This window comes from Oceanobacillus polygoni (assembly GCF_008304605.1).
In the GTDB taxonomy this organism is placed as follows: domain Bacteria; phylum Bacillota; class Bacilli; order Bacillales; family Amphibacillaceae; genus Oceanobacillus; species Oceanobacillus polygoni.
Genome location: NZ_PIJY01000024.1, coordinates 87781 through 110100 on the forward strand (window position 1 = coordinate 87781; position 22320 = coordinate 110100).

Sequence of the window (22320 nt, forward strand, 5' to 3'; positions counted from 1 at the left end):
ACTTGAATTATTGATTGAATGTAGTATTTACAACGAGATCGCATTGTTTTTCAAGTTGAAGCGTGTCAAAATAATGTTCCTCCAAAGGAATCCATTTCTGGATAAAGGTTTCTAGTTTTTCCTTACCATTACGTTTCTGGATTCGCTTACGCTGCACATTTTTATCAACTGTAAGAAAAACTTTATAATCATAGAAGTCCTGCAATGCAGGATGGAGGGAGTAAACCCCTTCGACAATGGTTAGATGCCTAAAAGTTGTCTGAATTGGGTCATCCAACGCTTTCTTCTGACAATTATAAGGCCGATGAACGGTTGTGTTACCACTTTGTAACGGTCGAAGTACTTCTTCCTTAAAGCGCTCATAGTGAACATTGCCACCAGGTTCAGATAACCTTTCTTTTGTTTTCAACTCAAAAGGAAGGAAAAAGTCATCCATATGAAAAAGTGTGCTATCAAACTTGGCGGCCAGCTGCTTAGCTAAGGTTGTTTTTCCGCTTCCACACCGCCCATCGATGGCAATAATTTTCGGTTCATCTGTACGATATAAATTTTCCAGTGCACTACAAAGTGATGAATAGCTTGCCGTGTATTCGTATTCGCTAGTTTGCAATACATTTCACTCCTTATTTCCTGTTATTCTTTCGAGGTTACAGCTATTAAATCTTCAACGATGACATCAATTTCACTAGAGCTTATACCGTCATACCCTTTAATAACCTCTCCGTCAGGATTAACAAGAAAGAATCTAGTCCCATGCATAACTTGGTCGTCTCCTTCTAGTGGTTCCTTGACTAGATTTTTAAAAGATTTAATTGATAATTCTTTGATCGTTTGAAAATCATAACCAGTTAGAAACGACCAGTTTTCAAAGTCTGCTTGATAGCTATTACCGTATTCCTTCAGAACCTCTGGCGTATCATAGTCAGGATCTACTGAAAAGGATACAAGCTGAACACCGAGGTTTTGGTCATTCACCCTTGATTGTAACTCAGCCATATTTGCTGTCATTGGAAGACAAACAGTTGTACAATTTGTAAAAATAAAATCAGCTATCCACCATTGGCCTTCCAAGTCATTGAGGCTTAAGTTTTCATTATCTTGTGTTGTAAATTGGAAATCGTCCACTTCTTCCGACATGTTCGTTTCAATAGCTTCGGAACTACAACCAATCAGAACAAAAGCTAAAAGTATATGTAGTAGGAGTATTTTCTTCATCTGAATGTCCCCTTTTATGTATTTAGCGTTAGTATAACATTATATCACGAATGACATGTTGGCAGTTCAGTGAAACCATTGTGAACAATTTCTACTTAAGGATTTAGTCATTATGTAAGATTAAAATCTATCACAGCCAAGTTTGATTTTATAGTAGCTGGTTAGTATTCTTAAAATAATGTGTTTTATGAAGATAGATATATGTTTAAAGGAGCGGGGGAAATGAGAGGGATTTATCAGGAAAAACAGAATATCCGCCCAAGCATCAGGTTTAAGCTAAAAGCAAAGATGATTGCATTAATAAGTATCTTAATTATTGGGGTTTTTATCATCTTTGCATTATTTCTTCAGAACTTTATTGAAAATACGATGGAAGAACAAATTGGAAAACGAGCACTCGGTGTTGCTGCAAGTGTTGCAAATATTCCAGCATTAAAGGAAGCCTTTCAATTAGAAAATCCTGCAGCCGTTATTCAGGACATTGTCGACCCGATTCAACAGGAGACCGAAGCGGAATTTATTGTCGTTGGAAATACAGAGAGTATTCGTTATTCACATCCTAATCAAGACCATATTGGAAGAAAAATGGTTGGCGGTGATAATGAACGGGCTTTACAAGATGGTGAGTCTTATGTTTCTGTCGAAGAGGGATCACTTGGATTATCCATTCGGGGGAAAGCACCAGTGTACTCTGATGAAGGAGAGATTATCGGAGTTGTATCGGTTGGATTTTTAAATGATGATATACAAAAAGTGATTGCAAATCAGAATTATTCGCTTTGGATTACATTAACTCTAATTATATTGCTCGGTGTTCTTGGAGCTATTTTTATCTCACATTATATTAAAAAATTGTTGTCCAATATGGAGCCAGAAGAAATAGCACATTTAATGATCGAAAAGGAAGCTATCTTGCAGTCGGCCCATGAAGGAATTATAGCGGTTAATAATAATGGTCAAATCACGATGATGAATGCAACAGCGCAAAAGCTTTTATTTAAACAACGAGTAGTGGAACAGGATTACAGTGGAAAGGTAATCCAAGATATTATCCCTTCATTAAATATTCAGGATTTCTTAGATAATGATAGAAGCTTCTATGACAGAGAAGCGATTCTCGGTGAAACTGTAGTATTAATAAACCAAACACCGATGTATAACGATAAAACAATTATTGGAACCGTTTTGACGTTTCGTGAAAAAACAGAGTTAGAAGGAGTTATCCATGAGTTGTCTAGGGTAAAGCAGTATGCAAATACGCAACGTGCACAAACGCATGAGTTTTCCAATAAGCTTTATACCATTCTTGGTCTCCTGCAGTTAAATCAGAATCAGGAGGCAATTGAATTTATAAAAAAGGAAAGCAAAATAAGGCAAAAGTGGCAACGCTTTTTGACAGATAATATTGCAGATCCACTAATTCATGCCATTATTCAAGGGAAATTCAATCAAGCGAATGAGCTCGGCGTAAAGATGTCAATCCATCCAGATAGTCAGCTTTCTTACCGTTTTTCGGAAGCGGAAAAAGATGTATTATTAACCGCACTGGGAAATTTAATCGAAAATGCTATTGAAGCAGTGAAAGATCAAGCGCCTAACAAACGCAATGTATCCATTTTGTTTACAGATATTGGGGAAGATGTGTTAGTGGAAGTAGAAGACTCAGGACCGGGTATTGCAACATCGGATATTCCACGGATTTTCGAACAAGGCTTTTCTACAAAAAGTGGAACCCATCGAGGAATTGGACTGGCTTTAACCTATCAAGCAGTCCAACGTATAGGTGGGCAAGTAATACTAGAAGAGGGTGACTTGGGAGGCGCCTGTTTCATCATGATCATACCAAAGAAAGGGGAAGAAGCAAATGCATGAAGATTATAGCGTTTTAATTGTTGAAGATGATTTTCGAATTGCGAATATTCATCGCCAATTTGTTGAGAAAGTAGACGGCTTTGTCGTCAGTGATACGGTAAGGACTGGCGAAGAAGCGCTAGCCTTTCTTCGGGAGTGTAGTGAATTACCGGATCTTGTTGTATTGGACATCTATATACCTGATGTAGAAGGATTGAATTTGTTCTGGGAAATCAGAAGCACCTATCTAGAAATAGATATCGTTGTAATCACAGCTGCAAAAGAAGTAGAGACAATTCAAGAAGCAATTCGAGGCGGTGTGTTTGATTATATTATTAAACCTGTTGATGTAAGTAGATTCGAGCTTACATTAACACGATACAAAGAACGAAAGTATTTACTATCATCTGTTGAGGAAATGGAACAGGGAGATGTTGATGCCATGATTTGGTCAAATCCAGCTCCAATTCCAGCGAAACAGAATTCAGGTTTGCCAAAGGGGATTGATGCGATTACATTAAAGGAAATTACGAGCTTGTTGAAAACCGAACATTCCGGAGGAGTTACAGCAGTAGAGCTTAGCCAGCAAATTGGTACAAGTCGCTCAACTGCACGACGTTATTTAGAGTACTTAGTCAGCGAAAATGAAGTTGAAACGAGACTGAAATACGGGACTGTAGGTAGACCGGAGCGAAGATATTTCCGTTGTGAAACTTATGAACAAAATGATTAATATGAAAATTAGACTTCTTATGATAAGAAACTTCCTTCCTATTTTCGTTTATGTTATTTTTTTCATTAAGTAAAAAATACAAACTATTTTTTACTTATACGTTTTGCTAGCGCTTACATAAAAGGGCATGAAGAAAAAAGATGTATTGCGTTTAGTTAGGAAGGGGAAATAAAAGTGAGTCTAAGTATAATAGGTTTTTTGACGATTTTAATTATTGTATTACTACTGATTAGCAATAAAGTAACACCGATTGTAGCTATGGTGCTCGTGCCATTAATCGGTGCACTTATTGCAGGCTTTGGATTTTCGGAGATTGGAGACTTTTTCACAGAAGGTACATTAACCGTAATTGAAGTTGCGATCATGTTTATTTTTGCGATTTTGTTTTTTGGCGTCATGCAAGAGGCGGGTCTTTTTGATCCTTTGATTCGCAACATGATACGATTAACAAGAGGAAACGTAATAACAGTAAGTGTAGGTACAGTTTTCGTGGCAGCAATTGCTCATTTGGATGGATCCGGAGCTTCTACATTTTTAATAACTATTCCTGCCCTTTTACCATTGTATAAACATTTAAAAATGAATCCTTATTTACTCTTATTATTGATTGGCGGAAGTGCCAGTATTATGAATATGGTTCCTTGGGCAGGTCCATTAGGCCGGACAGCTTCTGTATTGAACATGGATGTTACCGAGCTTTGGAGACCATTGATACCAATTCAAATTACTGGTCTGATTCTAATGATTGCTTTAGCTGTTTTCCTGGGAATTATGGAAAAGCGGAGAATAAGCAAGTATCACGGTCTAGTCAGTGCTGAAGAGTCCGCAGCCGCAATTGAAAGAATGAATGGTGATTCAACAGCTGCACAAGAGAAGGAATCTTTAGCAAGACCGAAATTGCTTTGGGTGAATGCGATTCTTTTTCTTTCCGTAATTGGCATACTTGTATGGGGAATTATTCCGGCAGGCTTTGCGTTTATGATTGGACTTAGTATTGCTTTACCACTTAATTATCCAAATATGAAGCAGCAGACTAAAATAATGCGTATGCATGCACCGAGTGCTTTAATGATGGCGACGATTATTCTTGCTGCAGGGTCCTTTTTAGGTATTCTTACAGGAACAGGAATGCTAGATTCCATTGCAGAAGATCTAGTTACAATCATTCCAGCATTTATTGCACCGTACCTGCACTTAATTATCGGATTTTTCGGAGTACCATTTGATTTATTGCTAAGTACGGATGCTTACTACTTTGCTTTATTGCCGGTTGTTGATCAAATTGCTACAGGATTTGGAATTGCATCCCTCTCTACAGCATATTCCATGGTGATCGGTAATATTGTTGGTACCTTTGTTAGTCCATTCTCGCCTGCACTTTGGCTCGCATTAGGCTTGGCAGGCCTTGAAATGGGAAAACATATACGCTATTCCCTTTTGTGGATGTGGGGACTAAGTATTGTACTCTTAATTGTTGCTGTATTAATTGGTGTTATCGCAGTTTAAGTAAGGTTGTAAACGATTGAATAAAACGGAGTCCATTATTAGGTGGGCTTCGTTTTTATATAGGGAGTACGATTTAATAAGTTTAAGAACATTTTGGTTTACTTTTTTAGGAGAGAGTTTTTCCAAAAAGGCAGCGTATCATGTATTTTAAGCTAAGATGAAACTCTTTAAGAATAATTATAATATTTCCTTCTCATGTGAATAGAAGTAATTTCCAATGACCCAAAAATATTCTCTTTATTTTTCTAATCGTACTAGATGATAGATATAAAAACTGAATTCATATAAACTTATATAGACTAATAGATTACTAAATGAATAAAGTAGTCTTTATATGCTATTAAGCTGGAGGGATAGGCATGTTTTCCTTCGTTAAAACCATGACAATTCGGAAAAGGATTATCTTTATTTTTCTGATTTTATCGATATTTCTAATTCTGTTATTGGTTACAATGTTTGCATACATCGAGATAAGAAATTCACAAGAAAATTATAAACAGTTGTCCAGACAAACAGCAAATGGTCTTGCGTTTATGCCAGCATTGGTTGACGCGATTAATAGTGGGGATCATATAGAGCTCCAGGGAATTATTGACCGTGTTCGTCTCCAAGCCGAAAATCCTGTCGTGACTGTAGTTGCACGTGATGGTACCTATATCATACATCCAGATTCGAGTAAAATAGGCATACATGGTGAAAGAGATCGTTTCGCGCAAACGTTATTATTTGGTTCCTACGTCACCGATAATGCAGAAGGCACGACCGGATCTGCGATTATGACAATTGCTCCAGTGTATGAAGAATATAGGGGAGGAGAAAGGATCGCTGGGGCTGTTACCGTTGAGTATTTACGAGAGGATATTAATGCTACGATTGTAGCCAGACTCTTTCGTCTCCTCTTCGTTGCTTCTCTTGGTATAGCAATTTGCATCGGGGGAGCATTGTTTCTTGCACGTAGCATTCAGGAAGATACTCTCGGGGTCGAGCCTTCGGTTATTGCTCGGATGTTTAGAGAGCGAGAAGCAATGCTCAATGCAGTAAGGGAAGGAATCGTTGTGATCGATCAAAACGAAGCTATCTCGATGATTAACCCGTCTGCGAAATCATTGCTAAATCCATCGACTAATGAAAGAACTCTTGTAAAAGTGCTTGGTTTGCAGCAAACACTTCATACAGGAGAAGTCAGTTACGATGAAGAACGAGTGCATCAGGGAAAAGTATTCATTACAAATCGCATTCCTTTATTTAAAGATGAACAAGTTGTCGGGGCGATTTGTAGTTTTCGTGACAAGACAGACATAAAGCAACTTCAGGAGACAGTTGCTCAAATGAAAGGGTATGCAGATGGATTACGTGCACAAACACATGAATTTCAAAATAAAATGTACGTTCTTATGGGTTTGCTGCAGTTAGAACAATATGAAGAAGCTCTAAAGGTTATTCAAGATGAGACAGCGGAAAATAAACAGACGATACCAAAGTTAAGAACAATTGAAGATCCAGGGGCACAAGCGATTTTATTAGGTAAAATGGCAAAAGCTGCAGAGAAAAAAGTATCGCTGATGATTGATGAGGCTAGCCGTCTTCGTAAAACAAATATCTCCATTACCGATATGGCTATAATACTTGGAAATTTACTTGATAATGCGATAGATGCTGTCTTTGAATCTGAACAAAAAGAAGTTATTGTTATGATAACAGATATTGGAAATGAAATCGTCATTGACGTTCAAGATACAGGGACTGGAATAGTTCAAGATGAAAGGAATCAACTATTCATGAAAGGATTTTCTAGTAAGGGTGATGATAGAGGCTATGGACTTGCACATGTGTATGAAACAGTCAAAAAATATGGAGGAGAAATAGAGATTTCCTTACCGACAGATGGTGGAACAGTTTTCTCTTTATACCTCCCTAAATGGAAAGGAGAAGCTTAGATGAATGTTGTTATAGCAGAAGATGATTATCGTGTTGCATTACTACATGAACAATACTTACAAACCTTTTCGATGATAAAAGTCGTTGGGAGAGCATTAAATGGAAAGGAATTAAAGGAGATTTTAGAAAAAGAAGAAGTTCATTTAGTTCTCCTTGATATTTATTTTCCTGATACATTAGGAACAGAGCTACTTCCGCATTTACGAATGAACTATCCGGAAATGGACATGATTATCGTCTCAGCTTCAACTGATCGTAACCATTTACGAACAGCTCGACAATATGGTGTATATCAATTCTTAATTAAACCAGTTTCTGTGGGAGACTTCACTCAAACAATTACAAATTATTTAAAGGATAAGGAATGGTTTAATCAGGATGAAAGCTTTCAAGCAAAGGATACACTGCATATATTGTCCGGAACTTATCAAATGGACCAAACGGTAAAAAGTAAGAATGATCAGCTTCCATCTGGGGTCGATTCGATTACGCTGGACAAAGTGAAAGCAGCTTTAACCGAAAATGAGGAAGGTGTAACGATTGATACGATGTGTCAGCTTGTCGGAATTTCTAGAACAACAGCGAGAAGATATTTGGAGCATATCGTGGCTGAAGGAGAAGCAACAACAAAATTAAATTACGGTGTTATTGGCAGACCTGAAAGAAGATATATTTTGGAATAGAAAGAACATCCTGGTATAGGGTGTTCTTTCTATTTCTTAGGTAAGGAAGAAATAGTGGATAAAAAGGACAAAAAGAAATAAAAGAATTTTAAGCTGATTAAATTCGAAATATTGTGTTTAACCAAACAGTCTGAGATAATAATGCTCAATGTTGAAAGCGTTTACTTATAAGTGGGGTGTAAAGATGAAACGTATATTTTTATTACTAATAGGCTGTATTATTTTAACGGGATGTTTAGGGAAAGCAAGTGGAGATAGTGGAGCATTTCCTGTAAAAAACATTGAAATTATCGCTCCTGCGAGCCCTGGTGGTGGATGGGATCGAACGGCGCGTTCCGCACAGCGTGCAATGAATGCGGATGGAAGTGTTGATCAAGATATTACAGTTATTAATAAACCAGGAGGTGGCGGAGAAGTAGGTTGGCAATATTTGATGCAGCAAGATTCACATGCTGTTGCTTTAAATTCTAGTTTACTAACTACTGGAGCAATACTGGGTCAAACGGAACTAACATACAAAGATTTCACTCCATTAGCTATGCTGTCCACCGAATGGCTTGCAGTTGCGTCAAAGGCAGGCTCAGGGATTGATGATGCAAATCAATTGATGGATCAATTAAGAGAAGACCCAAAGTCATTAGTAATTGGGGTAAGCCCATCTTTAGGTAGTGGGAACCATCTATCATTTGTTCAAGCTGCGGTTGAATCGGGTGTAGATCCTACTGAACTACAGTTTCTTGTTTATAGTAGTGGTGGTGATATTATGAATGCTTTACTAGGAGGCCATATTGATATAACGAGTAACTCTTTGTCAGATCTCTCGGAACAATATGAGGCTGGAGAAGTAGACATTTTAGCAATAACAGCTCCGGAAAGGCTTGATAGCTTTCCAAATATACCTACATGGAAGGAGCAAGGTGTAGATGTAGAATTTCCACATTGGCGAGGAATTATGGGACCACCTGGGATGAGTGAAAATGAAATAGCTAAATGGGATGAATATTTGAGTTCAATGGTTAAAACAGAAGAGTGGCAAACTGACTTAGATAATAATGACCTTGATAACTTTTATATGGATAGTAAAGAGACATTAGCGTTTTTAGAAAAGCAACATGACTTTTTCAAAGATATTGTTCGTGAATCAGGGTTAACACCATAGGAGGAGAAATGATGCAGACAATTCGTTATACATTACCAATATTATTTATTGTTGCCAGCGTCATTTATGGCGTAATGATTATCCAATTACCATCAGCCACATTGGGTAATCCAAATGGACCTATGCTATTCCCTCTATTTGTTTGCATAGGAGTGTTAATCTTTTCGATTATTGATTTAGTTAATGTTCGAAAAGAAAGTGACAATGATAATGAGGATTTAAAAATGATGGCGCAACGTAACTCGTTTAAATTGATTGTAACGATTATTGGTATTTGCTTAATCTATACTTTTATTTTTGAACGGCTGGGCTACCTGTTTGCAACCATATTATTTATGGCAGCACTTATGTTTTATCTGAACGGAATAAAAAAATGGGGCTTGAATTTGATAGTGACGTTGGTTGTTTCCTTTTCTACATGGTACGGCTTTACGCAGCTATTACAGATTAGCCTGCCATAGAAGGGAGAAGTGCTTAGATGGATACAAGTGTAATTCTTGATGGTTTATGGACGGCGCTTCAGCCGGCTAACTTGCTTTGGCTTCTACTTGGTGCAGCGCTTGGTACAATAGTTGGTATTTTACCAGGTCTAGGTGCTGCTACAGGAGTGGCGGTACTCATTCCGCTAACATTTGGAATGGAGCCTGTTAGTGCATTGATTTTAATGGCAGCAATTTATTATGGTGCACTATTCGGTGGTTCGAGAAGCTCGATTCTTATTAATACACCAGGAGACGGGTCTTCCATTGCAGCAACATTTGACGGTTATCCAATGACAAAGAAGGGGATGGCAGGACAAGCAATGTCGATAGCAGCAATGGCTTCTCTTATTGGTGGAGTTATGGCTATATTCGGCTTTATCTTTTTGGCAATCCCTTTGGCAAAATTTGCTTTAAACTTTGGACCTGCAGAATTTTTATTACTTTTCTTATTTGCATTATCAGCAGTTGTCACGTTATCACAAGGGAATACGATAAAAGGGTTTTTAACAATGTTTCTAGGGCTAGGCATTAGTACAATTGGAGTTGATTTACAATCGGGTGTGCATCGATTCACGCTTGGTCTGCCACATTTAACAGACGGTATAAACTTTATCGTTATTATTATTGGTATCTATGCAATTGGTGAGGTACTTTATAATTTGCTCAAACCACAGCATTCGAATAAGTCGGATAATGAAGCTATAGGTAGTAAATGGTTTACAAAAGAACAGTGGAAACGATCACTTGGTCCAATCTTACGTAGTGGACCAATTGGCTTCTTCTTAGGAGTTTTACCTGGTTCGGGAGGGACAATCGCTTCTTTATTGGCATATAGTACTGAAAAACAAGTCTCTAAACGAAAAGATGAATTTGGAAAAGGGGCGGTCGAAGGACTAGTAGCACCAGAATCTGCAAATAGCTCTGCAGCAGTTGGCTCGATGATCCCGATGTTAACGATGGGAATACCAGGTTCTGGTACAACTGCAGTCATGCTAGGAGCACTAGTAATGATAGGAGTTACTCCTGGTCCATTACTATTTGAGAATAGACCAGATATGGTATGGACCTTAATTAACAGTATGTTTATTGGGAATTTAATTCTAGTAATCATAAATATCTTAATGGTAGGTATGTTAGTGAAGGTATTAAAAACACCGCCGAATGTTCTTTATCCAATTGTTCTTATCTTATCATTCCTTGGAGCGTACACACTTGGTTACAGCACGATTGATTTCTATATTTTGATTATTGCAGGAGTAATTGGGCTTTTTATGAGAATGTTGAATTATCCAGTAGTGCCACTAATTTTAGCATTAATTGTAGGAGGAGATATGGAACAGAACTTTCAGAGAGCAATGGTAGTTTATGATTCACCAGCGGCTGTATTATTTGCTTCTCCGATTACAATTGTACTAGCTATATTAACGCTTTTATCCTTATGCTATCCACTGATTACCAAGGTATTTAGACGGAGAAAGGCTGTAAATTAAAGTCATGTAATTTGTATACTGTAAAACCTCAATAAAACCCGTATCACCTTATTTTAGGTGGTATGGGTTTATTATTTTTGCAAGTAAAGTTACAAAAATTCAACAAAACATCAGAGAACAACTAGTGTTGAAAAAATAGGATATAATAGATTGAAGCACTTTTTTATAATTTATATTTAATTGGATAATTGAATTATAGTAAGAATGAGGAGGGCATAGGTTGGTAAGTACAGGAATGATTGTTCTTATTGGTGTAGTATGTCTGATTGCTGTAGTTTTAACGTTGTATGGGATGAAACAGGAAGAAGACAAACAAAAGAAGTATGAAAAGGCTGGAGAAGAGGCCGTAAGTGAATTAGCACGTTCGCTTGAGTATGAGACAAAATCGTTGAAATCGAATTTACCTTCATTGATATGGATATATGTGATTACCATCGGTCTTTCAATGCTGGCATTGGCATTTTATATTTTCTAATGTATGATCATAGGCTACCTGACACAAGGTGGCCATTTTTTATGTGAAAAATATGAAGTGACATACGATAGAAAATATGATAGTATGAATTAACAGAAAAAAGGAATTACTTCTTTTTTGTTAATAATTAAAGGGATTCCTTTTTTATAACTTAATGAGGTATTCATATGGAAACTATTTATCAAAAGATTTATGAACAAAAAAATACGTTTACAAACAGTTTACAGAAGATTGCATCATATATTTTAGAGAATCCAAGGATATTTGCAGTTTCTTCTGCAACGGAAGCTGGAAAACAAATTGGAGTTAGTGAAACAACTATCATACGATTCTGTAAACAGCTAGGATATAACGGATATAAGGAACTTCAAGAGGAGGTTCAAAATATCCTATTACAAAGGAGTTCGTTATCTGAGTATGTGGAAGATAAAAAAGTCGATGCTGCCATAGAGAATTCGATTAAACGATTCATGGCGAACGATGTGGGAAATATTCAAAGAATGATGCAGCAGCTGTCAGAGGAAAGTCTTTCAACAGCTGTTACGAAATTAACGAATGCAGATCGTGTACTCGTTGCAGGGGTGCGGTCATCTTATGCACTAGCAAGCTGGTTCTCCTATTCGCTTGATTTAATGCTCGGTAACACGAGAATATACAATCCTGGTACAGATGATATCCTGCTACGGCTAAGCGAACTTACTGAGAAAAGTGTGTTTGTAGCATTCTCATTTCATCGCTACGCTGTAGATACGATTAATATTGCCAAGCATGCTAAGAATGGGGGAGCATTTGTTATTGGAATTACAGACTCAGGGCTCTCTCCAATTACAGCATATTGCGATTTGGTGTTAAGTGTGCAGCTATCAGGTAAATCAACATTAGATGTAGCACCAGCAGTGATGTCGCTGTCAAACAGCATTATCGCATCTATTTCACTTGAAAATGACGAAAAAGTTAAAGAGAGAGTAAAATTGTTTGATTCCATAAGTGGAAAAGATTTTTTTGATTGATAAAAAGATATAAACCATGCTTATGCTTATAAGTGCAATAAAGGTATTCACTAAGTGAATACCGTGTTTTTAAACTTAGATGGGAGTTAATTAAAATGAATGCAACATTAGAAAAGCTAAACCCATTATTAGAGAAAATTTTTAATCATTTACACGAACATCCAGAAATTAGTTGGGAAGAAAAAAAGACGACAGCTTATATTGAAGGTCTGTTTCAAGGCAAAGACTGTACGATTAAACGTTTTGATGATTCAACAGGATTAGTAATCGATGTAGGAAGCGGCAGTCCTGTTATTGCTCTCAGAGCAGATATCGATGCATTATGGCAGGAAGTGAATGGAACATTCCAAGCAAATCACTCCTGTGGACATGATGCACATATGACAATCGTCATTGGTACACTTCTTACAATATTAGAAGAGAAGAAAGATTTTAAAGGAACATTTCGTTTTATTTTTCAACCGGCAGAAGAAAAAGGTGACGGCGCGTTAACCTTTGTGGAGAAAGGCGTTGTTGATGATGTTGATTATTTGTATGGACTGCATTTGAGACCGATAGAGGAATTGGGACATGGTCAATTTGCTCCTGCTATCGAACACGGTGCAGCTAAGTTTATTCAAGGTCATATTAAAGGGCATGATGCACATGGAGCAAGACCACACTTAAATGCAAACGCCATTCAGGTTGGGGCGGAATTTTTTCAAGCATTAAACAGTATGCAAGTGAACCCGATGATTCCACACTCTGCTAAAATGACAGCATTTCATGCTGGTGGAACAAGCTCCAATATTATTCCTGGAAATGCAACCTTTTCCATTGATGTCAGGGCTCAAAATAATGAAGTAATGGAAGAAATCACAGATAAAATCTATCGAATTGCTTCATCGCTTGCAGATCTTCATGGGATAGAAATTGATTTATCAGTTGGTGCAAATATAGCGGCGGCTGTGCTTGATCAGGACGCCATCTCATTCATGAGACAGGCAATTGTTGAATGCGCAGGAGATGAAAATTTATCCCCAGTTATTACAACAACTGGTGGGGATGATTTTCACTTTTATACGATAAAACGTCCAGCGTTAAAAGCAACCATGCTCGCGGTTGGCTGTGATTTGGTACCAGGCTTACACCATCCAGAAATGACCTTCAATCATAAGGCTATCCCAAAGGCTGTGGAAATTATAACACGTGCACTATATAAAACGATGGAATCAATTTAGTAGAAGGAGTCTTTTGTGTGATGAAAGGGAAACTAGAAATTAGGAAACTAACAACGCTGGACGAACTAAGAGAAATTCAGAGACTAGAGGAGTCAGTATGGCATATGTCGGCGATTCCGTTGCACCAAACGTTCACAGCATTAACGAATGGCGGCATTATTTTAGGAGCCTATGATTCCGAAAAGCTAATTGGTTTTCTATATAGCTTTGCAGGATTTGATGGAAAAAGTGCTTATCTATGCTCCCATATGATGGGGATATTACCGGAATATAGGAAAGATGGAATCGGAAGAAACTTAAAACGAAAGCAAGCTGAATTGGCAAGAGAAATGGGCTATGAAATGATAACATGGACATTTGATCCATTAGAAAGTGTGAATGCCTATTTAAACTTGCACAAACTCGGTGCTAAAGGTGTTTATTTCAAAGAAAACCACTATGGTAAGCTGGGTGATGAATTTAGCGAAGGACTTCCATCTGATCGATTTCAAATAATGTGGGATATTAGTAAAGCTGCTAAAGAAAAGGAAATGGTTTCAATTGATGCAGCAAACGTATTGTTACAGATGGATTCTGATCAAAAGCCGATTCTAACGAACAATCATAATTTGAACGATCGTATGGAAAGCGATGTTTGGTTCGTTGCAATTCCATCCAATTTCCAAAAGCTAAAACAAGAAAACTTTGAACTTGCGAAACAATGGAGATTGACAACCCAAAAGGTATTTAGAGAACTTTTCCAACAAGGTTACCAAGCAGAAGATTTTGTTCACCATGCTTCAGACCATAACTACTATGTTTTTCGCAAATAGATAGAAATAATGGTGAGTAAGACACCACCGTATTTCTGGGTAGGCAGGAAAGTATAAAACTTTCCTGCTTGCATAAATAAGTGCAACTAAGGTATTTATCCATTAGTTAGGTGGATGCTAAGCTGTCTAAAAAAGTACGAACTTAAACAGGAGGATACACAATGACAATCCCTATTAAACAACTAAAACTACATAAATTGAACATGCGCCTAAAGGATCCTTTTACAACGAGCTTTGGAACCTTTCAAGATAAGGAATTTTTTATTACAGAGCTCATTGATGACGATGGAAATCGTGGGTATGGGGAGTCTGTTGCATTTTCAAGTCCTTGGTATAGTGAAGAAACGGTAAAAACCAACTTACATGTTATGGAAGACTTTCTTATTCCGATTTTAAAAGAAAATCAAATTAGTCATCCGGATCAGGTATCTGATTTATTCCATCCAATTAAGCGTAATAATATGGCCAAGTCTGCATTAGAGGGTGCAGCTTGGGATTTATATGCAAAACGAGAAAAACTAACCTTAGCAGCAGCTCTAGGTGGAGAAAGAAAACAAATTGACGTTGGAATCAGTATTGGAATCCAACCTACAGTAGATGATTTAATTCAAACGATTCAACACTTTGTTGATGCCGGCTACAAACGAATAAAAATAAAAATTAAGCCGGGTTGGGATGTAGAGGTACTTCGTGAGGTTCGCAAGCATTTTCCGGATACACCAATTATGGCAGATGCAAATTCAGCATATACGATTGACGATATTGAGCATTTACAGCAATTGGATGATCTCAATTTAATGATGATTGAACAGCCATTGGAGCATGATGATATTGTAGATCATGCGAAGCTTCAAGCGGTTATGAAAACACCAATTTGTTTAGATGAGAGTATCCATTCACTTGAAGATACGAGAAAAGCCTACGAGCTTGGCAGCTGTAAAATTATTAACATAAAAATTGGACGTGTCGGTGGATTAACCGAAGCGAAACGAATTCATGATTTTTGTATGGATAAAGGTATCGACGTTTGGTGTGGTGGCATGCTGGAAGCTGGGGTAGGCAGAGCACATAATGTTGCATTAACAACGCTAGCACAATTTGTGTTACCAGGAGATACAGCTGGCTCATCGAGATATTGGGAAAGAGATATTATTAAACCGGAAGTTGTTGTAGAGAATGGACTGATAAATGTTCCAGACCAGCCTGGAATTGGTTATGATATCGACGAGGAAGCGATGGAAGAATTTACGGAATGGACAAGAGTCTATCATTTTTAATAAAATACGGTGTTATATAGAGGAGCGCATTGTACGCTCTCCTCTTTTACAAGATAAAAATTTTCAAAATATTATGATATATATAGAAGGGGATTTACATATGAAAAAGAGTCTTCAGGTTGCTGGAGCTTATGTTGGATTAATTGTTGGAGCAGGGTTTGCTTCTGGTCAGGAAGTCATGCAGTTTTTTACAAGCTTTGGAATCTATAGTGTCCTTGGAACCATAATCGCGGGGGTGCTCTTCGCTTTTCTAGGAATGCATGTGCTTCAGTTAGGATCTTATTATCAAACAGCATCACATCGTGAAGTAATTTATAAAATATGTGGAAAATATTTTGGATTTGCAGTCGATCTATTAATCACATTCTTCCTGTTTGGTGTTGCAGTTGTCATGATTGCAGGTAGTGGGTCGATTTTTGAACAACAATTCGGTATTCCTCCACTTGTTGGAAACTTAATCATGACTGTAGCTGTCATCGCTACACTTTGTTTAAATGTAAATAAAGTTATTACGGTGATTAGTAGCATAACACCTTATTTATTGGTGTTAATATTTATTATTACCGGTTATTCTTTATTCAGTAGTGATGCAAGCATTAGTCAATTAAATGCATTGGCAGAAGTACAGCCTGCTTCAGCCCCTAACTTTATTATGGGAGCTTTGCTCTATGTTTCGTATAATCTTGCAGCAGGATTTGCTATGCTGGCTGTCATTGGCGGCACGATGAAGGATAGAAAAACTGCTGGCTGGGGTGGAATTTTTGGTGGAATCGGACTCGGATTATTACTATTTTTAATTAATTTAAGTTTATTTATGAATATCGGGTCTATTCAAGAAGCAGATATGCCTACATTGATGCTGGCAACGGAGGTCTCGCCAATTGTTGGTGTGTTAATGGCAATTGCTCTATTAGGAATGATTTTCAACACAGCAGTAGGTATGCTCTATGCTTTTACGGCACGACTCGTTCCGCAGAATACGAAAAAGTTTAAAGGAGCCGTTGTTATCATCGGTTTACTAGCTTTTGGTGCAAGCTTTATTGGCTTTACGACACTTGTTGGGACTGTTTATCCAATTACCGGTTATCTAGGATTTGTTTTAATTATTGCAGTTATTATATCTTGGGTTAGATTGAGAAAAGCGTAGAGGTTATAAATGAGAAAAACGAACAGCAATTGCATGCTGTTCGTTTTTTAGAAAACTAGGCATTCACCAAGACTTTGGGGGATGCCTTAGTTGCACTAATGCAGAAAGGAAAGTTTTATACTTTCCTTTCTGCCAAGTCTAAAGAATTATTTCCAAATCTCTTTTGATAAATCAACAATATATTTTAATTTCTCCCATTGCTCATCTTCTGTTAACTTATTGCCGTGGTGGGTTGAAGCAAATCCACATTGTGGACTTAAAGCAATTTGCTCTAATGGCACGAACTCAGATGCAGCTTCAATTCGCTTTTTGATAACTTCTTTATCTTCAAGTTCACCAAATTTAGAGGTGATAGCCCCAATAACGACTTGTGCTCCACCTTTGGGAATGTGTTTTAATGGCTCGAAGGTTCCAGAACGCTCATCGTCATACTCTAGGAAAAAGCCGTCCACTTTCTCTTTCGCAAATAAGGTTGGCGCAACTTCTGCATAGCTGCCTTGGAATGCCCAGCTAGAACGATAGTTTCCGCGACATAGATGTGTTGTTACAATTAAATCCTCTGGTTTGTCTTCGAGTACACCATTTACAATACGAACTGCTAAATCGATTAATTGCTCTCTTGAATAGCCGCCAGTATCGATTAATTTAAAGTCAGAAGATGAAAGTCCAGCAATGTACACATCGTCTAATTGTAAGTAACGAACACCAGCATCATAGAATGCTTTTACAGCGTCTCGGTATGCTTGCGTAATATCTTTGGCATATTCTTCAATATCTGGATAAATTTCTGGGTTTCGTATCCCAACTTCAAATAGCTGGTTTGGACTTGGAATCGTTTGTTTCGGAACCGCACGGTCACCAACAATTTCCTTAAATTCAATAAAGTCTTTAATAAACGGATGATCGGCATTAAAGGAAATTTTCCCGATGTTACGCACATGATATCGGTCTGTTTCTACGCCATCGAATTGATAGCCTTTTTCGGTGTTGTAGCCTTCAATCCCATTTAAATGCTCAAGAAAATCAAGATGCCACCAGCTGCGACGGAATTCACCATCGGTTACTGCTTCCAGCCCAACTTCAATCTGCTTATCAACAATACGCTTGATTTCATTTGTTTCGACTTCGCGTAATTCTGCTGCAGTGATTTTTCCCGCTTTAAAATCTTCTCTCGCCTGATGTAAGTTATCTGGGCGTAATAAACTTCCTACGTGGTCTGCTTTGAATGGTGCTTTTACTAGAGTTTTCGTCATGTCTATTCCTTCTTTCTTTCATTTTAATAGTAAGTAAGAAAAATTATCCCCAAATTTCTTTTGAAATGTCTACGATAAATTTCAGTTTTTTCCATTGTTCTTCCTCTGTTAGCTTGTTACCATGGTGGGTTGACGCGAATCCGCACTGCGGACTTAAAGCTAATTGCTCCAACGGTACATAGTTAGCAGCTTTCTGAATGCGTGCTTTCAATGCCTCTTTATCTTCAAGTTCACCAAATTTAGATGTTACAGCGCCAATGACTACTTGTGCACCGCCCTCTGGGATATACTTCAATGGCTCAAAAGTTCCGGAACGGTCATCATCATATTCTAAGAAAAAGCCATCTACTTTTTCTTTTGCGAATAATGTTGGTGCAATTTTTGCGTAGCTTCCTTCAAACGCCCAGGTAGATTGATAGTTTCCACGACATAGATGTGTTGTTACAACTAAATCCTCTGGTTTATCTTCTAGCACACCATTTGCAACTCGGAGCGCTAAATCGATTAAATATTCTCTAGTTAATTTACTATCATTAAATGGAATGGTATCAGAGCTCAATCCTGCGATATAAACATCATCTAATTGCAGGTAGCGACAGCCTGCATCGTAAAATGCTTTTATCGCATCTCGGTAAGCGACGATAATATCATTGGCGTATTCCTCAATATCTGGATAGATATCTACATTACGAATCCCAGCATTGAATAATTGGTTTGGACTTGGAATCGTTTGTTTCGCGACAGCTCTGTCACCGACAATTTCATTAAACTCAATAAAGTCTTTGATGAATGGATGTTCAGGGTTAAAGGCTATTTTTCCAACATTTCGTACGTCGTATTTTTCCGTTTCAACGTCTACAAATTTAAATCCGTGATCTGGTACATAGCCTTCAATTCCAATAAAATGCTCTAAGAAATCTGTATGCCAAAATCTTCTGCGAAACTCCCCATCTGTTACAGCCTGAAGGCCAACTTCAATTTGTTTATCAACTATGCGTTTAATTTCCTCTGTCTCAATTGCACGAAGCTCACTTGCCGAAATAGCTCCTTCTTTAAAATCCTTTCTCGCTTTATGAACCCTTTCTGGTCGTAATAAACTTCCTACGTGGTCTGCTTTAAATGGTGCTTTAACTAATGTTTTCGTCATGAAAATCCCTCCATATTTTTATTAAGGTAATATTGCAAAAGAGCGTACTGGAAAGCCAGTTGCTTTTTCAGGTTTGGCAACGATATTAAAGATATAAGCTCCTTTTGTTGGTACTTTATCTAAATTGGTTAGTAGCTCAATCTGATATGTATCTTGTTCCAGCACATAATACTCGCCAATGAGTGAACCATTCTTTCGGACATCGATCGAGGAATCTGTATCAAATGTTTCATGACCGACAGCATTTACGTTTCTTTCTTCAAATAAAAATCGCAGTGCGTCGATTCCCCATCCAGGCAAGTGACTATTGCCAGCTTTGTCCTTATTTTCAAAAGCAGTCTTATCTGACCAACGTTTACCCCAGTCGGTTCGTAATGCTACGAATGTATCTGCTTCAATCTCCCCATTGGTCGCTTCAAATGTTAGAATATCTTCTTTTGATAAGGTGAAGTCATTATTTTCTAAAGCTTCCTTTGACTTATCGATCACTACAAGTGGTAAAACAAGCTCCTTTAATTCAAGCTCTTCAAGGTAACGTTGATCCTGTACAAAATGAATCGGTGCATCAATGTGTGTGCCGTATTGTCCAGGAAAGGTAAATCGTTGTGCGAAAAAGCCATCATCATGTGTGAAAAGCGTTTTGAATTCCGCATCATCAAATGCTGAAAAATGTGGTGAATCTGGACCAAACGCATGCGTGAGATCTACCCATTTCTTTTCTTTCAGTAATGCAATTGCCTGTTGCAATTCTGTTCCTGCTTGAACCGTTGACAATTGAATCCCCCCAATAGTTTTTTTAACATCTTAAGAGAAATGAAAAAAACCTCTTCTTAAAAATAAGAAGAGGTTTAGGTACCGTATCGTCTAATATCTCTTCTTATCTTCAAGCAATCATTGCTTCTGGAATTGGCACAGTACTTAAAAAGTCTGTTGCCGAGGTATCATAGGGCCAGTCCCTCCACCTCTCTGGATAAGAAAGTTTTTGTATGAAATTAATAATTAGAATACTCCATACGATTCTGAATGTCAACCATTAAAATTAAGAAAATTACATGTAGCGTGAAAAATACGCTGCAAAAGTTAGAGATTCTTGCAATCTAACTGATGAACGCTAAAATTAATAGTATAGAAAGAGCTTTGTATAATGGGGATGATAATTTGTTAGTAGATGTATGTGAGGGTATAGAAAAGCTAGTCGTTCGTTTTGCTGGAGGAATGCAAGAGGTAAATAGCTATCTTGTAAAAGGGGAGAATGGCTATACCGTTATTGATACAGGGATTTATGCAGAAGAAGCAATTGCGACTTGGGAAGCGCTATTCGATACTGGTGTCGAAGTGGAAAAGGTTGTTTTAACACATACACATCAGGATCATATTGGTCTTGCGAGATGGTTTCAGGAGCAAAAGGGTGTTCCCGTTTTTATATCGAAACTTGGATATAAGGAAATGTTGAAACATCGTGATAAAGCTAGAATTAAAGGAAATCTGGCTGATTTGCTTCATATGCATGGGGGCCCGGATTTGCCTAGCAAAATAGGGAATGATTCCTTTATCTATGAATTTGAACCAGATGGATTTTTTGATGAAACAGATACCATGCTGTTAGGGAATCAGTTGTTTGAGGTTGTTTGGACACCTGGTCATGCTCCAGATCATTATTGCTTTTATCAAAAAGACAGGAAGCTAATGCTAATTGGTGACCATATTTTAAATAGGATTTCTCCTGTAATCGGTTTGTGGACAGGCGAGGAATTCAATCCATTAAACGATTATTTTGCATCAGTTGAGCGGATGCAGCATTATCCGACAGAGTTAGCCTTACCAGGGCATGGTGGGAATATCCATCACTTGGGAGAACGTGTACAAACCCTGCTGCAAGGACATGAGCATCGGTTAGAAGAGGTTGAAAGCATGGTTAAAGCTGAGTCTTTGACAGCAAATGAAGTGTGTGGAAAAATTTATGGTAGTTTACATTTTAGTCTCTTTATTAGTCCGTTTATGGCGACTTTAACAAGATTAATATACTTAGAGTCGATGGATAAGGTATATCGATTTCATCAAAATGGTAAGGTCTATTTTCGCTTTAACCAATAATCCGTTTGATGCGGCTAAAACCGTTGTTATGTATGAGGAAGAATACGAATAAGGAGGTTAGCTAGTGAACCATTTCAACAATCCAACAATAAAACAGGACCAAGCTGATATGATTTATAGAAACTCGGATCGTTTTTTGACAGCGTTCAATCGGATTGAAAAAGTCTTAAAGTCTTTCCTGATTAAGAAAGAAATGGGCTTTTCTAGAGCTGTAAAAGTATTGAGTAAATCAAATGCCATGATAAAACAATATCAAGACGATCTCCTTGAGTTTGCTGAGTTACGAAATGCAATTGTACATAACAAGACAGATCTCATGTATACCATTGCAGAGCCACATGATTCCGTTGTAGAACGGATAGAAGTGATTGAAATGGAACTGCTAGAGCCGAGAAAAGTAGATCCGCTTTTTATTCGAAAAGTAATATACTTTCAGCAAACGGAGTCATTGTCAAATGTGCTGGAAATCGTTAATCAGCATGGGATAACGAAGTTTCCAGTATATAAGGGGAATGTATTCCAAGGGTTAATTACGCATAAAGGAATAACAAAATGGTTTTCAAAAGGAATCGGAAAGAGGTTAACCACATTACTAAACGCAAAGTTAGTAGAAGTCTTGGAATGTGAAAAAAGCGATAATTTTAGATTCATATCTAGAGAGACATCTGTTTATGAAGCGAAGGAAATTTTTAAGGAACAAATTGGAAAGGGTAATCGATTAGAAGCATTATTGATTACAAGTGAAGGGAATGCCAATGGAAGCCTTGTGGGTATTGTAACCAATTGGGATATTATGGAGATATGAAAAATAGTATGAACATGAAAGGA

The 22320-nt window shown here is 37.6% G+C and carries 21 protein-coding genes and 1 riboswitch; of the genes, 16 read left to right on the forward strand and 5 right to left on the reverse strand.

The window, feature by feature from the left end; translation table 11 throughout:
* Positions 1–7 precede the first annotated feature (7 nt).
* Positions 8–610 carry a uridine kinase family protein gene (locus F1560_RS09650; protein WP_149474412.1) on the reverse strand — a complete coding sequence of 201 codons (603 nt, stop codon included), beginning with the start codon at positions 608–610 and terminating at the stop codon, positions 8–10.
* Between the two features lie 23 nt (positions 611–633).
* A complete protein-coding gene (locus tag F1560_RS09655; protein ID WP_149474413.1) occupies positions 634–1215 on the reverse strand; it encodes an SCO family protein in 582 nt (193 codons plus the stop codon).
* Positions 1216–1437: 222 nt separating this feature from the next.
* Here F1560_RS09655 and F1560_RS09660 point away from each other — a divergent pair, with 222 nt between their 5' ends.
* From F1560_RS09660 to F1560_RS09725, 14 genes are all read left to right on the forward strand, one after another.
* Complete coding sequence (locus F1560_RS09660) at positions 1438–3087, forward strand: ATP-binding protein (RefSeq protein ID WP_149474414.1); 1650 nt, start codon at positions 1438–1440, stop codon at positions 3085–3087.
* Positions 3080–3799, forward strand: a complete 720-nt coding sequence (locus F1560_RS09665; RefSeq protein ID WP_149474415.1) for a response regulator — start codon at positions 3080–3082, stop codon at positions 3797–3799. Before F1560_RS09660 ends, F1560_RS09665 begins: the two co-directional genes overlap by 8 nt.
* Positions 3800–3973: 174 nt before the next feature.
* Positions 3974–5305, forward strand: a complete 1332-nt coding sequence (locus tag F1560_RS09670) for a CitMHS family transporter (protein WP_149474416.1) — start codon at positions 3974–3976, stop codon at positions 5303–5305.
* A gap of 359 nt (positions 5306–5664) precedes the next feature.
* Positions 5665–7242 carry an ATP-binding protein gene (locus F1560_RS09675; RefSeq protein ID WP_149474417.1) on the forward strand — a complete coding sequence of 526 codons (1578 nt, stop codon included), beginning with the start codon at positions 5665–5667 and terminating at the stop codon, positions 7240–7242.
* Positions 7243–7926, forward strand: coding sequence for a response regulator (locus tag F1560_RS09680; protein WP_149474418.1), 684 nt, complete (start codon positions 7243–7245; stop codon positions 7924–7926).
* Positions 7927–8110: 184 nt separating this feature from the next.
* Positions 8111–9085 (forward strand): tripartite tricarboxylate transporter substrate binding protein, encoded by a 975-nt coding sequence (locus F1560_RS09685; RefSeq protein ID WP_149474419.1) that lies wholly within the window; start codon positions 8111–8113, stop codon positions 9083–9085.
* An 11-nt stretch (positions 9086–9096) separates the two neighbouring features.
* On the forward strand, positions 9097–9546 hold the full coding sequence (locus tag F1560_RS09690; protein WP_187773683.1) for a tripartite tricarboxylate transporter TctB family protein: 450 nt from the start codon (positions 9097–9099) through the stop codon (positions 9544–9546).
* A gap of 17 nt (positions 9547–9563) precedes the next feature.
* A complete protein-coding gene (locus F1560_RS09695; protein ID WP_149474421.1) occupies positions 9564–11057 on the forward strand; it encodes a tripartite tricarboxylate transporter permease in 1494 nt (497 codons plus the stop codon).
* Positions 11058–11277: 220 nt separating this feature from the next.
* Positions 11278–11532 carry a hypothetical protein gene (locus F1560_RS09700; protein ID WP_245347630.1) on the forward strand — a complete coding sequence of 85 codons (255 nt, stop codon included), beginning with the start codon at positions 11278–11280 and terminating at the stop codon, positions 11530–11532.
* A gap of 167 nt (positions 11533–11699) precedes the next feature.
* On the forward strand, positions 11700–12542 hold the full coding sequence (locus F1560_RS09705) for a MurR/RpiR family transcriptional regulator (protein ID WP_149474422.1): 843 nt from the start codon (positions 11700–11702) through the stop codon (positions 12540–12542).
* Positions 12543–12637: 95 nt separating this feature from the next.
* Entirely contained in the window at positions 12638–13762 is a 1125-nt protein-coding gene (locus F1560_RS09710) for a M20 peptidase aminoacylase family protein (protein WP_149474423.1), read from the forward strand.
* A 20-nt stretch (positions 13763–13782) separates the two neighbouring features.
* Positions 13783–14574 carry a GNAT family N-acetyltransferase gene (locus F1560_RS09715; RefSeq protein WP_149474424.1) on the forward strand — a complete coding sequence of 264 codons (792 nt, stop codon included), beginning with the start codon at positions 13783–13785 and terminating at the stop codon, positions 14572–14574.
* Between the two features lie 161 nt (positions 14575–14735).
* A complete protein-coding gene (gene menC, locus F1560_RS09720) occupies positions 14736–15851 on the forward strand; it encodes an o-succinylbenzoate synthase (RefSeq protein ID WP_187773684.1) in 1116 nt (371 codons plus the stop codon).
* Between the two features lie 100 nt (positions 15852–15951).
* Positions 15952–16998, forward strand: coding sequence for a YkvI family membrane protein (locus F1560_RS09725; RefSeq protein WP_149474425.1), 1047 nt, complete (start codon positions 15952–15954; stop codon positions 16996–16998).
* Between the two features lie 146 nt (positions 16999–17144).
* On the opposite strand, the gene F1560_RS09730 is transcribed toward F1560_RS09725, so the two are convergent.
* From F1560_RS09730 to F1560_RS09740, 3 genes are read right to left on the reverse strand one after another with little or no spacing between them, the layout of a single operon-like run.
* A complete protein-coding gene (locus F1560_RS09730; RefSeq protein WP_149474426.1) occupies positions 17145–18251 on the reverse strand; it encodes a 5-methyltetrahydropteroyltriglutamate--homocysteine S-methyltransferase in 1107 nt (368 codons plus the stop codon).
* 43 nt (positions 18252–18294) lie between these two features.
* Complete coding sequence (locus F1560_RS09735; protein ID WP_149474427.1) at positions 18295–19398, reverse strand: 5-methyltetrahydropteroyltriglutamate--homocysteine S-methyltransferase; 1104 nt, start codon at positions 19396–19398, stop codon at positions 18295–18297.
* A 21-nt stretch (positions 19399–19419) separates the two neighbouring features.
* Positions 19420–20172, reverse strand: coding sequence for a cyclase family protein (locus F1560_RS09740; protein ID WP_149474428.1), 753 nt, complete (start codon positions 20170–20172; stop codon positions 19420–19422).
* Between the two features lie 100 nt (positions 20173–20272).
* Positions 20273–20375, reverse strand: a riboswitch (SAM riboswitch).
* Between the two features lie 181 nt (positions 20376–20556).
* On the opposite strand from F1560_RS09740, the gene F1560_RS09745 reads away from it, so the two are divergent.
* Both F1560_RS09745 and F1560_RS09750 read left to right on the forward strand, forming a co-directional pair.
* Positions 20557–21492, forward strand: a complete 936-nt coding sequence (locus tag F1560_RS09745; RefSeq protein WP_149474429.1) for an MBL fold metallo-hydrolase — start codon at positions 20557–20559, stop codon at positions 21490–21492.
* A 64-nt stretch (positions 21493–21556) separates the two neighbouring features.
* Positions 21557–22297 carry a CBS domain-containing protein gene (locus F1560_RS09750; protein WP_246811924.1) on the forward strand — a complete coding sequence of 247 codons (741 nt, stop codon included), beginning with the start codon at positions 21557–21559 and terminating at the stop codon, positions 22295–22297.
* Positions 22298–22320 lie beyond the last annotated feature (23 nt).